22 protein-coding genes are annotated in these 12,177 nt (G+C 64.4%); all 22 read right to left on the bottom strand.

What is annotated here, in order from left to right; genetic code table 11:
• Positions 1–283: 283 nt before the first annotated feature.
• A complete protein-coding gene (locus M2351_RS33885; protein ID WP_264660421.1) occupies positions 284–970 on the bottom strand; it encodes a hypothetical protein in 687 nt (228 codons plus the stop codon).
• 486 nt (positions 971–1,456) lie between these two features.
• The gene (locus tag M2351_RS33880; RefSeq protein WP_264660420.1) at positions 1,457–2,134 is read right to left on the bottom strand and encodes a hypothetical protein; all 678 of its coding nucleotides are present in this window, start codon (positions 2,132–2,134) and stop codon (positions 1,457–1,459) included.
• Positions 2,135–2,358: 224 nt separating this feature from the next.
• Positions 2,359–2,763, bottom strand: a complete 405-nt coding sequence (locus tag M2351_RS33875) for a hypothetical protein (RefSeq protein ID WP_264660419.1) — start codon at positions 2,761–2,763, stop codon at positions 2,359–2,361.
• A 12-nt stretch (positions 2,764–2,775) separates the two neighbouring features.
• Positions 2,776–3,426 (bottom strand): hypothetical protein, encoded by a 651-nt coding sequence (locus M2351_RS33870; RefSeq protein ID WP_264660418.1) that lies wholly within the window; start codon positions 3,424–3,426, stop codon positions 2,776–2,778.
• Positions 3,423–4,178, bottom strand: coding sequence for a hypothetical protein (locus tag M2351_RS33865; protein WP_264660417.1), 756 nt, complete (start codon positions 4,176–4,178; stop codon positions 3,423–3,425). Before M2351_RS33865 ends, M2351_RS33870 begins: the two co-directional genes overlap by 4 nt.
• A complete protein-coding gene (locus M2351_RS33860) occupies positions 4,171–4,500 on the bottom strand; it encodes a hypothetical protein (protein WP_264660416.1) in 330 nt (109 codons plus the stop codon). The genes M2351_RS33865 and M2351_RS33860 overlap by 8 nt, the downstream gene beginning before the upstream one ends.
• Positions 4,500–5,183 carry a hypothetical protein gene (locus tag M2351_RS33855; RefSeq protein ID WP_264660415.1) on the bottom strand — a complete coding sequence of 228 codons (684 nt, stop codon included), beginning with the start codon at positions 5,181–5,183 and terminating at the stop codon, positions 4,500–4,502. Before M2351_RS33855 ends, M2351_RS33860 begins: the two co-directional genes overlap by 1 nt.
• Before the next feature lie 194 nt (positions 5,184–5,377).
• Positions 5,378–5,599 (bottom strand): hypothetical protein, encoded by a 222-nt coding sequence (locus M2351_RS33850; protein WP_264660414.1) that lies wholly within the window; start codon positions 5,597–5,599, stop codon positions 5,378–5,380.
• Positions 5,596–5,862: a DUF4031 domain-containing protein gene (locus M2351_RS33845; RefSeq protein WP_264660413.1), complete on the bottom strand. Its 267-nt coding sequence runs from the start codon at positions 5,860–5,862 to the stop codon at positions 5,596–5,598. The genes M2351_RS33850 and M2351_RS33845 overlap by 4 nt, the downstream gene beginning before the upstream one ends.
• Positions 5,863–6,124: 262 nt before the next feature.
• A complete protein-coding gene (locus tag M2351_RS33840) occupies positions 6,125–7,261 on the bottom strand; it encodes a YdaU family protein (RefSeq protein WP_264660412.1) in 1,137 nt (378 codons plus the stop codon).
• Positions 7,258–7,446 carry a hypothetical protein gene (locus tag M2351_RS33835; protein WP_264660411.1) on the bottom strand — a complete coding sequence of 63 codons (189 nt, stop codon included), beginning with the start codon at positions 7,444–7,446 and terminating at the stop codon, positions 7,258–7,260. The genes M2351_RS33840 and M2351_RS33835 overlap by 4 nt, the downstream gene beginning before the upstream one ends.
• Before the next feature lie 2 nt (positions 7,447–7,448).
• Entirely contained in the window at positions 7,449–8,063 is a 615-nt protein-coding gene (locus M2351_RS33830; RefSeq protein WP_264660410.1) for an MT-A70 family methyltransferase, read from the bottom strand.
• On the bottom strand, positions 8,063–8,686 hold the full coding sequence (locus tag M2351_RS33825) for an MT-A70 family methyltransferase (RefSeq protein WP_264660409.1): 624 nt from the start codon (positions 8,684–8,686) through the stop codon (positions 8,063–8,065). The genes M2351_RS33830 and M2351_RS33825 overlap by 1 nt, the downstream gene beginning before the upstream one ends.
• Positions 8,686–9,285: a hypothetical protein gene (locus tag M2351_RS33820; protein WP_264660408.1), complete on the bottom strand. Its 600-nt coding sequence runs from the start codon at positions 9,283–9,285 to the stop codon at positions 8,686–8,688. The genes M2351_RS33825 and M2351_RS33820 overlap by 1 nt, the downstream gene beginning before the upstream one ends.
• Complete coding sequence (locus tag M2351_RS33815) at positions 9,282–9,515, bottom strand: hypothetical protein (RefSeq protein ID WP_264660407.1); 234 nt, start codon at positions 9,513–9,515, stop codon at positions 9,282–9,284. Before M2351_RS33815 ends, M2351_RS33820 begins: the two co-directional genes overlap by 4 nt.
• Positions 9,512–9,784 (bottom strand): helix-turn-helix transcriptional regulator, encoded by a 273-nt coding sequence (locus M2351_RS33810; RefSeq protein ID WP_264660406.1) that lies wholly within the window; start codon positions 9,782–9,784, stop codon positions 9,512–9,514. The genes M2351_RS33815 and M2351_RS33810 overlap by 4 nt, the downstream gene beginning before the upstream one ends.
• 3 nt (positions 9,785–9,787) lie before the next feature.
• Entirely contained in the window at positions 9,788–10,075 is a 288-nt protein-coding gene (locus M2351_RS33805) for a DUF2312 domain-containing protein (protein ID WP_264660405.1), read from the bottom strand.
• The gene (locus M2351_RS33800) at positions 10,072–10,548 is read right to left on the bottom strand and encodes a VRR-NUC domain-containing protein (RefSeq protein WP_264660404.1); all 477 of its coding nucleotides are present in this window, start codon (positions 10,546–10,548) and stop codon (positions 10,072–10,074) included. Before M2351_RS33800 ends, M2351_RS33805 begins: the two co-directional genes overlap by 4 nt.
• Positions 10,548–10,805 carry a hypothetical protein gene (locus M2351_RS33795; RefSeq protein WP_264660403.1) on the bottom strand — a complete coding sequence of 86 codons (258 nt, stop codon included), beginning with the start codon at positions 10,803–10,805 and terminating at the stop codon, positions 10,548–10,550. Before M2351_RS33795 ends, M2351_RS33800 begins: the two co-directional genes overlap by 1 nt.
• Complete coding sequence (locus tag M2351_RS33790; protein ID WP_264660402.1) at positions 10,805–11,353, bottom strand: hypothetical protein; 549 nt, start codon at positions 11,351–11,353, stop codon at positions 10,805–10,807. The genes M2351_RS33795 and M2351_RS33790 overlap by 1 nt, the downstream gene beginning before the upstream one ends.
• On the bottom strand, positions 11,350–11,592 hold the full coding sequence (locus tag M2351_RS33785; protein ID WP_264660401.1) for a hypothetical protein: 243 nt from the start codon (positions 11,590–11,592) through the stop codon (positions 11,350–11,352). The genes M2351_RS33790 and M2351_RS33785 overlap by 4 nt, the downstream gene beginning before the upstream one ends.
• On the bottom strand, positions 11,592–12,177 hold a 586-nt coding region (locus M2351_RS33780), incomplete at its 5' end, for a phage regulatory CII family protein (RefSeq protein WP_264660400.1). The genes M2351_RS33780 and M2351_RS33785, both read right to left, overlap by 1 nt.

Raw genomic sequence — 12,177 nt, 5'->3', positions numbered from 1 at the left:
CTGACTGGACTTGCGAACGATGCCGACCACAAAATTTTCGCGATTTCCCTGCACCGAAAAGTCGTTACTTGGGCATGACGGCGTCGAAGATTGAACGTAATTGCCATTCGGTATCGGGACTTCGATGACTGTTGCGTATTCTCCAGCTACACAGGTCCTTTTAGGATCGTACTCGCACCAGCGCACGGTGCGTGATCCCGCGTGGCCGTTATGGGCAATGCCAAGAATTATACATCCCGGGAGCAATGAACTCGCAATCAATCTGATGAGACGCATCATGCACTCACATTGCAATCGGGGGCGGCTTCCCATCGATCGTTTTGAAGAATATAACCAACCGTGCATCACGCTGCCGATCGTGCGCCCAGTTCATAAATGTCGTCATGTAACTCTTAACCCCTTGCTCTTCTATTGCGGCCACCGGCTCGCGAAGGAATCGGGAGTAGCCAACGCCACAGTCCAGCCCAACTTGGCATTTATTCATGGAGCCACCGCTCTCCCCAGCAACAATCCGATATCCAACAACTTCAGCGTTGTTCGGTACTATTACGGACAGAGTAATGCAATTCCCTTCGTTTGTTTTTTCGGAAAAATTCCTCCAGATGCCCGTTGCGATATCACCACCTAGCTTGTCCTTAGCTTCTTTAGATAAAAAATGCACGGTGGCTTTGGCAAGATCGGCCGATGCGTCCGCCATTTTCTTGGCATCAACCATTTTGGCCAAACTGTCTTTCAAGATACCTACGTAGTCGAATACGCGTCCATCTCCGCATTTCGGATTAGGAGTGTTTACCAGCTTTTCCGTAGCTGGCACTGATCCAGTGGCATCAACGGCAAACAACCCTGCACAGCTAGCTGGGGGAGCGTCTACGCTGCAAGCCGCTTTGGTTTCAGCCTGCACATGAGTGACACTAAAGGCCAGCCACGGAACGGTAATAAATACCATCATAGATTGCAATGGCGCGCGCACTCCACCCTCCACAAAAAAGAATCGGTGTCGCTTATGAAGTACTAAGCCCCGCAGCTTCCACGCAGTAGTCGCTATCAGTAGCCGGAGCCATCGAGGCCTTCAGTTACAACCACTCGGTTACACGGCACCGCCCACAAAGTTGCTCTTTGCCATTCATCATGCAACAGCATCCGTCAGCTTTCCACAAGCTATTGGTGTACCCGCGCACCTCCAAATATGTACAATCGCTTTGCCGAGCAAAATCACTGGCACATGTAAGGCGGTCGCAAGGGCGAGAGCGATCCAACGCACGCAAAGTTGCCGCAAGCAACCAGGAATGTTTGGAAGCACTCCCCATGATGATGCTCGGCGCAAGGACCCGGGCGAGCGTGCTCTAGGCGGTAACGGTAAAGCGGATGACGCCAGATTGGGGGGCTATCGAGCATACCCAACCCCGAGCCCGCGCGCCACGAAGCGGCTCCGCCCGAGACCGCATCCAACAGCCCGTCACAAGTTCGCATCGTCCGTGATGTGCCAGAAGTCGGCCAGGGCAGTTAGACCCGCGCGCAGGTCCTCCAGACGATAATCTCGACCGTCCATGCCTGCTGCCTCGATGACAGCAGCCCCGGCCTTGGTCACCACCACACCGCCGCCGACCGGCTTCAGGCTCTCCCCCGTGGTGGTCAGCTTCAGCGCCTGCGCTGACTTCTGCCGAATGGCGATCTTGGCCCCCAGTAGAGCTTTCTGGACCTGCAAGCGCGCGTCGATTTCCTCCTCACGTCCCCCACCACCGCCGCGCTGCTGGCCATAGCTGCTGGTCATCTGCGCCGGCATCGCCGCACGCGCCCACAGGGCCCGGAACCGAATGCCGGCCTGGAACTGGCGGTCATTGATCTGCGCGCGCATGAACAGGGCTTCGATGCCGCACTCCGCCTTGACGCGACGGCGATCGGCGATGGGAACACCACCGCCCGACAACTCCGACGTCTCCAGGTAGGCTCCGCCATGCTGGGTGCGGTAGTCGGATCCGAGATCGCTAGTCTTCGAGGGCGCGACCTTCTTGTAGAGGCGCCGATCGACGATCTCCCCATCCGGCTTTGGCGGGTTGGCGAACCTAGCCCGCATGTCCTCGATCATCTGCTTGGTGCTGAGCACCTTGTCCGTCGGCGGAACGCTCCCCTTCATCTCCGGCTCAACCGGAGCAATGACAGCCGAACCACTCTTCCCAGCCACGGTGCCACGACGGGCACCAGCCGCACTCTGACCATTCTTCACTGCAACCGCACCCATCGAGTTACCCCCGCGTTGACGAAAGTTTTACGGGCGGATATCTTCCGCATGCGATTGCTCTTTGATCGTCAGCACATTACGCCGCCGCTTCGGGGTCCAGCCGGAGCGGCGGTTTTTATTTAGCCACTCTTCGCGCAATTCTCCGTGGCGCGCCGCTTGGTTTTTATCTGCTCCGCATGGACATCCTCGCGGAATGCCGCGCGGTTGAGTTCCTGAAGGCGGGTCGCAGCCGCCGCGCCGTCCTCGCTCTGGTAGGCGAGCAGTCCCTCGCGGTTCCAGATGGAAAAGCCGAATAGCACTGACCACGACAGCCAGTAATAGCCGGCGGCATAATGCCCATTTGGCCGCGGAAGCGCGGGCGCTGACAGGGTGACGCCGTTCAATTCGCGCGCTTTCACGACCGGTTGCGCGGCCGCGGCGGCGCGCAGTTCGCTGGCAGCTTGCCGCCTCTCGGCAGGGTCTCCGACAGCACCGCTACGCCGTAGAACGCCAACAGCGGCCCCACGATCAACCACACCGTCCATTCCATGGCATCCTCAGGCCGCTTCCAGCTTCGCCAAGCGCTCGCGCAACCCCTTCATCTCCTCCTTCAGCAGCTCCTTCACGGTCGCCTCAACGCGATCAATGTCGGCGCGGAGCGAGACAACCGCCGGGTCCTCCTTGATCGGACCGCGGAACTTCTCACGGACCTTCGCGACCAGCGCCCACGGCAGGCCAAGCGTCTCCCCGACTTTGCGGTCCGACCCGCCATCGAGATAACGGCCATCCTCAAAGCACTCGTCCAGCTTCTTTACGATCGCAGCAGCCTCATCCAGTGTGGGCTCGCGGACGGCCTCTGCAGGCTTCTGGGCGGTGTTCTGCTTCATGTTTTCCGGCTCCTGACGCAAGGTGACGACGTTCTGTTCTGGGTGCGATTCGGCGCGCGACGCTCGCTTGGGCTTTGCGCAGGCTGGGCACTTGGTCCGCTGCGATATCTCCCAGCCCTTCTGCTCAAATGCCTTGATCACCATCTCCGGCGCGGCATCAGACGGGAATCGGAGATCCTCATGCGCACCGGATGCGGTGCATGTGGCGCGGCGGTATGTGATCGGCTTCGCATCCACCATCCGGACGAAGCGGGTGATCCCCACCCGTTCAAGAAGCCGGTCGATGCGCACCTGAGTCCCCGTCCGCGCCATCGCGATCATCCCTCCCGCCCATCATTCGCCGAGTGCTGTGCGGCGTCCCGGCGCTCCATTTCCGCGAGATCCGCCTCGAGACGAGCGACCTCAGCCCGGGCCTCATCACGCTCGCCCTCGGCTTCTCTGCGCAGCTGGTGCGGCGACTTTCCATCGCCGCGCTGCACAGTCACGATGTAGCGGGAGGCGCCACCGCTCACCTCGATCTGCTCTAAAGCCGTTTCGGTGTAGTTCGCGGCGTGATGCTCACGGAGCCACGTCGCCAGCTCTCCGGCGATGACCGCAACCATTCGGCCGGCGGTGTCCAGCGTGAAGCCGTGGTCAGCCGGCCCCATGCGCAACACCGACAGATCCGCGGTCAGCAGCCTTTTGGCGCGCTCATTCGCGGCGAGCAGGGCGCGCACTGTTGCGATGAGGCGAGGAACATCGGTGTTGTGCGCGGCCTCGATGAACGCCCGGTTCGCGGCGACCTGGGCCGGCTCGACCCAGTCGCCTCCAGCGCCGGACCGCCACAGATCGATGCTCTTCGCTCGGCATTCGGATTTCTCTTCCTCGCTCGCCACCCCGCCATGGCAGCAGTCCACCACCAAGGTGAAAGGCCGTTCCGCGCTCGGCGTGTGCGCCCAGACAAGCCCCCAGTCCGGATACCAATGCCCGGCGGCCTCCGCCTCAGGGCCGCCCATCCACGCGCCACCGGTGGCAGCGGCATGCCGCGCTTCAATCGCATCCAGGTCCTCGGCGGTCAGGATCGCGTCAACCATGGGACACCCCCGGAGCATCGCCAGAGACAGCCAGGCGCCGCTTCAGGTCGGCGATGATGCCGCGGTACATCCGTCCGTCGTCGCCCATTTCCCTGACCAGCGCATCATACCTCGTTGCGCCGGCCTCAATGCCGACGTCCCACCCGTCCGCATGGGCGCCGCACAAAACATCGGCAACCACCTGCGCTCCGCGGCGCGTCCAGAACCGAGCGTTGACGGTCGAGACGATCGCCCCGGGGACATGCTGGTAGTTCACCACATACCAGAGCCATTCGCGCTCGACCCATGCGACGCGTTTCTGCTGTTGGATTTCGTCGTCCATTACGCGGCCTCCTGCGTGCAAAGGGAGTCGATGTTGGTACGGATGACGCGGAAGGTCAGGGCGACGATGGCCGGGTTGGCATCCCAGGCGCTGGGGCCGTTGATCGAGTCCCACAGGGCGCTGAACGCATCGCGCGGCGTGCCTCCAAAGGTCTCGCCGTCTGCGCTCCAGTTCAGATGGCACTTCTGAACGCCTTCCGCCTGCGCGTCGTCCGGGCTGATGTCCTGCAGCTGCTGGACCCGCACCCCCTCGACCACCAGCGTGATCCGGCTGGCCCAGCGGGGCATGTGGATGGAGGGGCGCCACTTCGTGCCGGCCGGCGCCGCGCGCTCGTCGGTGGCGCGGTAATAGATGCCAGGGGCGATGTTGGCCCAGGCCTCCCGCACCCACAGCCGGTCGCCAACCGCGTACCGGACCTCCTGCAGGGTGACAACGCGGCCAATGGTGACGCGCGGTCGCGGATCGCCCTCGACATGCAGCAGGCCAATCGGAAGCGCCTCGCCGTGCTCGTCGAGGAACGTTTCCGGCTGTGGCTTGAGGATGCGGCGCGTCTGTGTCTTCCGGCCGTCCAGCAGGGCGCGCACCATCGGCGCGCTGAAGATGATGGGGAGGTCACGGGCGGCGCGGCGCGCCACACCCCCTTGCACCGCGTCTCTGCTTTGGGCCAAAGTCGCTTCAGCCATATCGAACCCCTTACGTTCGGTGGTGGTCAGGGCTGGAGGAGTGTTCCCGCACTCCCCGGCCCGATTTGTTTGTGCCCCACGGTATCATGGTGAAAAGGCCGTCAAAACGAATTGCCACACCGTTAGGGCGAATCCCGCGATCACTATTCACAGCTGCGCCATTTTAAATGGCGCGCACGATCGAAACCCGCTTATTACTTCACCAACCCGACCCGCTTTCCGTACAGCTTTCCGCCAACCTGCTCGACGAAAGCGCGACCGATGTCGTCCATTGCGGCCAGCGTGCGCTCCGGGATCCACAGGCCGCGCCCCTGATGCCATGCCGCAGCCCCCATCCGGTGAAGGTCGTCGGCATTGGCTGGTGGACGAGGCTGGTGACGCTCCAGGGAGGTGCGGATCCGACGAGCGGCGGTCATGCGCGCACACCCCGGGATCGCAGACGGCGGATCACCGACACCGTCTCCCGACGATCGATCTCGACGGCACCGGCCTTCAGCGCCATCTCGCGACGGAACTTCGGCAGGTCGTAGTGCGGGGTTGATGCGTCTGCCTGGAACCACTCGCGTCTGCAGCCGATGCGCTCCGCCATCGCGTGCAGCTCGTCCAGCGTGTCCGCCAGCATGTGGCACATGGTCATCCGGCCCAGCTTGTGGAGCGGCTTGTCAACGTACACAGTCATGCCGCAGCCCTCCGGCCAACGCGGTGCTGGTATGGCGTAATTGTGCCGCCCCGAATCCCCTCGGCCCGGAGCTTGCGAGCGCACCCCTCGCATTCCGGCGGGAAGTCACACGGCGGACGCATGTCCGGCCCATAGGCGCGGCAGGAGGCTCCGAGGTCGATGTTCCAGTCGCAGTCAGGCTGCACACGGGGCGGGAGGTTCTCCGGCGCACATTTGGCCGGATCGGTCCAGCAGCGCAGGCGCTCGGCTTTGGTGGCGGCGGTCACAGTGCAGCCCTCCGGGCAGTCGTTAAACAGACGATCTCAGCGGTTGGGGCGAGGTGCGGCAGGATCTCGGCAACCAAATCTGGCGGCGCCTCGCAATTCGCCTCACCCGGCTTCGGACCGAACGATGCCGACCACGGAATGCCGCTGCGGTAGCCGGTCAGTCGGTTGCGCCACTGGCCGCGCTCCACACTCTCCCCAGCAGATGGCGCTGACGGCTCCGTCTGCTGGGCAGCCGTGGCCCGAATCATCTCGTCGGAGAACCCCGAGAGGCTGAACGGAGGGCGGGCGCCGCGGTCGCGCATCTTGCCGAACCGCTCGCGCAGCACCTGGCCGGCAAACGTCGCCGTTATGCCACCTTCGGCCCACTCCTGGGCCGTGGCGTGGTCCGTGGCGTGCGGCTTGCGGCGCTTGGCGGCTTTCCCCCACATGGCGACAATGGCTGCGTCGAATTCCGCGATCAAATCATCCGGCTCGGTGTTGTTCGCGGCGCTCGCCGCGCCAACAACAGGAACGAAGTGACTGTTGTTAGATTTCTCTCTCTGTCCCTGTCCCTGTCCCTTGGATGCCGTTTCCTCGGGGACGTCCTCGGGACAATCGCCACTTGTCCCTGGGGACAACTCCTCATCGTCCTCGGGGACAGGGGACGGACCTGGGGCATGGCGCTTCAGGTAACCCTTCGTCGCAATGTACTCGTCGAGCGTCGGAATCGGGTGGTTCGTCTTGTGCCGCTGGTTACCCTTTTTGATGCGCGCGCACTCGGAGCGCCACCGCTGCTCGATCTTGCGGTTCCAGGCCTCCATGACGCCGTCAGCGACCACCTTATGATGCAGGCGGCCGTCGGAGCACAGGAACCAACCGTGCAGCGCCAGAGCCTTGATCTTGATCCACGTCTTCATGTCGCGGCCCAGCTCGGCTAGGCGGCACAGCTCGACGTCATCACTGGGTAGCGTCCCGGCGGGAACCTGATCCCAGGATTTCAGCCACAGCGTCACACCGGCGCGCCATTCGGCATCGGAGGCGCGGGCGTGGAACGAGGAACCGAACAAGCGCGCGCGAAACATCGGAGTGAAGGGGAAATCCTTCAGGTCGACGTCCGCGGGAACCAAGGGGGCAGGAAGAGAGTCCGTCATCATGCGGTCCTCTGGGATTTGGTGAGCTTGGCGTAAGCGCGAGCCACGAGGGCAATTGCGCACTGCCAAGTGGTTTGGGGGTGGTGCGGCGCGCCGATGGCAGCCAGCACGTCACAGGGCTTCTTGCCGGCGAGCTTGGCCGTCAGGCAGTGCTCCACGGCGATGTCGTGGGGGTTGTCGCTGCGCATGGTCAGGCGGCCTCTAGCAGGGCGTCCGATGCGCTCTGGGAAGCCTCCGGTGCCTGCACAGCCTCATTGCCCCAGACCGACCAGCCAGGGCGTCCCTCGCCGCGGCAGAACATCTCCAGGAAGGGCCCGGGGCTGCACGACTCGATCAGGTCGTACTGCTCATCCGGCTTGCGGGAGTGCTCCCGCTTGCGGGTGGCCAAGAAGTTGACCTGCCGCCGCCCGGGGGCCAACGTGCGGGCGTTCTTGCCGCGCACGCCGAACAGGATCAGCTCCGTCACGTTGCGGAAGTAGAAGCCCACCCCGCGCCCGTCCGAGCCGCCATCCTTGCGCACCTTGTGCCAGACGAGGTTGGTCTTATAGGTGAAGCCCCAGGACTGCATGACCTGGAGGCCTTCGGCAAGCAGCGCATTCGGCACCCACAGGTACAGATGCGCGGTCGGCGCCACGACGTCCGCGACCGGCAGCGCGCAGATCGCCGGAAGCCGCATCGTCTCATAGCGATGCAGACGCCCATGCTCTGGCGCCACCTTCCCCGTGGCGTTATCAAACTGCCACGGCGGATCGGCTAGCACGGTCGAGAACTTGCGCCCGCCGGCAAGAGCGCGAAGGTCGAACATCACGCGGCCTCCGCGAACTTGGCGGTCTCGTTGCCCCACACGTCCCAGCGCTCGCAGGCCGGTCGGCGGGAGAAGAGTTCGACCTTTGGGACATCGGGGAACATGCACTCCAGCGCGTCCCGCATCTCCTCAGGCTTGCGGGAATGCTCCCTGATCTCCGCCAGGAGGGCATTCATCTCAAGCTCGGCATCCACCTCAATCTCGGTGATGATGCCGTTGCGCTCGGACTTGCTCCGGACTTTCGGCCGCCCGATCGCGCCCGTAAGGAAGGGCTCGCAGCAGCCGCGGAAGCCGTAGCCGGTGCCGAAGGCCTGCTTGCCTTTCTTGGTGATCTTGGCCCAAGAGCCGCCGCTCTTGGGCTCGAAGCCCCAGGCCTTCAGGACGTCCGTGGCGTAGCCCGGAGCGACGAAGTTCCACAGCGACCACATGACGATGAAGCAGTTTGGCGCGGCCAGGTGCCCAACCGGGAGCGCCTTGATGGCGTCCAATTCCATGCAGGAATATTTGGACTGCGGCGCTTTCGCGATGCCGGAGATCTCCGAGTACATGGCCTGCTTCCAAGGCGGGTCGACGTAAATGAGCCCATAGATCAGCGGCCGAAGATTGCCGAAGGGCCATTCCATCACGCGGCCCTCCGGTCATCGCTCTCGGCCGGTAACTCGGTCGGAGCACTGAGGAACAGGCCAGCGGCCTCAAGGCGCGTCCGGATGATGCCGGCGATCCACCCGCCTTGCTCGGCACAGGCGGCAAAGTCGTCGGCCGCGTCCTCGCGGGCAGCGCCGGCCGCGATCTCTTCATCCAGCGCTTCGAAGGCGCGCAGGAACGCCGCGGTCATGATCGCGCGCCGGTATTGCGGATCCTGGACGATCGGGGCCAGCCAGTAGAAGCAGCCGAGGACAATCGGGAGCGGCGCCTTGCTGACACTGTTCCGGGCGAAGGCGTGGCGGCCGGCGACATCAGCCACTTCGGCCAGCCGTTCGCGGATCGGGCGGGAGAAGCCCACGAATGGCTCATCGAAAGCGATTTTGAGATCTGTCAGGACGCCGGAATAGAACGCCCGCTGACGGGGGGTGGGGTTCCCGAACTCCAGGATCGTGCGGACGACGCTGTTCAGGATGCAGGCCGGGATGGATCGTTCGACGCGCAGCGTGAATTCCGGCGAGAGGCGAACGAAGGCCGGGACCTGATACGCGATCGGGACCGGCGCGTTGCGGGTCTTCATGCCACACCCCCGTCCTTCGGGCCCGTTGGCTGGGCAGCGATGTTGTACGACAGGGCCTCCGCCTCGTGCGCAAGATTGCGGGCCTTGGATCGTTGCGGCTCGGGCAGGTCCTCGGCGATCGCAAACAGCTTGGCCGCGAGCACAAAAGCCCGCCGCGCCGGCGTAGCCGCCTTCGGTTTTTCCTCTGGCTTAGGCCGAGGCTGGAAGTGCACGATTTTGGAGTCGCTCACGCGGCCCTCCGTTCGTCGGGTGTTGCGCCATTTTGCGTGGCATTGGCAGGGGCGTCCGGAAGCTCCGGCGGCAGGATGCGAACCCTGAGCGCGCCAGCCCAGGCGAACAGTTTGTCGCTGGGCGGGAAGTTCTGGCCGCTCTCCCACGCGCTGACGGTCTGGCGCTGCGTCTTCAGAATCAGCGCAAGGTCCGTCTGCGTCATGCCCCGCTGTTTGCGGGCCTTGACCAGCGCGTTGACGGTGGCGAGATAGTCGCTGGCAGCGGACATGGCTTACTCCAGCATCCCCAGGGCTTCTTTGTAGAGCTCGAGGATCGCTTCCTGCTCCTGCCGGTCCGCCTTGTCCATTTTGCGCAGTCGGATGATCTGGCGGATGATCTTGGTGTCAAAGCCGGTGCCCTTGGCCTCGGCGTAGACCTCCTTAACGTCCTCCTGCAGGCCGCGCTTTTCCTCCTCCAAGCGCTCAATGCGCTCGACGAACGCCTTCAGGCGTTCGATCGCGATTCCGCCAACGTCGGTGCGGTCGTTGGCCCCGGAGTTGTGACCAATGGGCGCGCTCATGCTGCGACTCCTTGCACAGAGCCCCGCAGCGGGATTCCCCACCCGCGCAAGGCCGTTTCAACTTCTTCGAGGGTGCGGGCCGTCGCCACCGGCGCACCGGCGCGGCGAAGATCCGCATGACAATCCTTCTGGGCCTTGGAGAGCGATCCACTGGCCGACTTCAGCTCGATCCAATAGGACCGGCCCTGGTAGACGATCTCGATGTCCGGCGTCCCAGCCTTGGTGCCCATCGCCTTCAGGCGCGCGGCCTCGGCCTTGGAACGCTTGCCGCCGTTGGGCACATGGCAAAACCAGGCGTCCACCGGCAGGACGATCTCCAGGTGATTGGCCACACCGATGTGGAACTGCTCCTCCGGACGCTGCTTGGGCGCCGCACGCATCTCGCTCTGCACGCGCTCGGCCGTGAGGAACGCGCTCACCTGACGGAGCGCGCCGGGGCCGAGCGACGCGAGGGGGATGGCGCGGCGCGACATCAGCGGCCAGCCCGGCGCCAGGAGCGCCCGCCGGTGCCATGCGTCGAGGAGATCGTCTGCCCGAACTGCGACGCGTATGCGGCCGGTGGGCAGACAGTCACCTTTTTGGCCGCCACGGCGGCGGTGATCTGCTCCAGCATGTCGGCCGGCACCGCGCGATCGTCGTAGTCGTGGCGCACCCGCTCGAAGCGGAAGGTCTCGCCGATTTGCTTGCTCCAGATCGAGCCGTTGGACGCGTTGCGAGGCTGGGCGGACATCAGCGGATCCCCACACGCTCGCCGAGGTCGGCGCACATGGCCGCGGCCGTGCCCAGGCCCCCGGCGAAGAGAGGGCGCGGCGGGAGACGGCGGTGGGCGGTCACCCTGATGGTGACATCCTCCCACTTGGCGTCTCCATGGACCCTCGCCCAGGCCTCCAGAAAGTCGCCCTCAACACGCGGCCAACCATCAGCGGCGGCTTCCTCCCGGGCAGCGCGCACCGCGGCCGCGGCCTTGTCGCGCTCCGACAGGTTGGGCGACAAACCGAGCCGGTTACGATGCACGTTGATCTGCGTCTTGCTCAGCTGGACGCGGATGGCCATCTCGCTGTCGGTCATCCCCAGAGCATGCCAACGGCGGATCTCCTCGTCGCGCACCTGCCCCACTTGGGCCGCGAAGACCGGAATGCCGTGCTTGTCACGCACGCGCGCGACCGTGTTGGCGCTGACGTGGTACAGCGCCGCGATCGCTTTGTCGGACAGGCCGGCGGCACGATGCTCCAGGAACTTCCGTTTGCTGATGCTCCAGCACTTCTTCTTCGCCTTCACGGCAGGAACTCCGGGTTGGTTTCGGCGGCGATCGCGTTGCCTGCCGAGCGGTCCGAGAGGTGCAGCGCCAGCATCACGGCATGGCCGGAGCCTTTGGCCGCACCAAGGAATGGGGGTGGGGTGGTCCGATTGGTCTGAATCTTCGACGCGATGACGGTTGGCACAGCGCTCCGGTCCTTCCCGGGCGAAGGCGCCCCGAGCGACGCCGTCTCGTTGGTGCCGTCGTGAACAGCGTGCATCACACACCCTCCGACGGGCGTTTGCGCAGCGGCCACGGCTTGCGGTGCTTCTTCACCCAGGAGCGGACGCGCACGACTCCTTCGCGGAGTTTGATGGCCCGCGTTACCAGGCGCTCGCACCGTTCCTCCAGCTTCACGGCAGTTTCGTCCGTCATCACGCCGCGGCTGACCGCATCGGCGAGGACATGCCCGATCTCCGCCGCCCGGTAGGTGACGTCCATGCTCTCCGGAAGCGGAGCGTCCATGTCGGCATCGGCCTCTTCGGATACCGTCACCGGCACCAGGTCGTAGCCGTGCATCGCCGCCAGCTGGCGCACGACCACCGGATCGCCAATGGCCTGCTCCAGCGCGAAGATCACATCCACCCGCGCCTGATCCGCCATGTGCGGGTTCGCGTAGTTGCTGATCGCTGACTTGCTGACCCCCACCTCGGCGGCCGCCGCCTCGATGCCGCCGGCGAGCTTCACCAAGCGACGCACCGCGGCTTTGATCTGCAGCACCGGATCGAGCAAATCGCGTTCGTTCTGTTCACATTCTGTTTTCATGGAGCGCACCCAAGAGCATTCCAGTGTTCGGATCGCGTGA

Origin of the sequence: Azospirillum canadense (assembly GCF_025961225.1) — a bacterium.
GTDB classification, from domain to species: Bacteria; Pseudomonadota; Alphaproteobacteria; order Azospirillales; family Azospirillaceae; genus Azospirillum; species Azospirillum canadense.
This window is presented reverse-complemented; position numbering and strand designations above follow the sequence as displayed.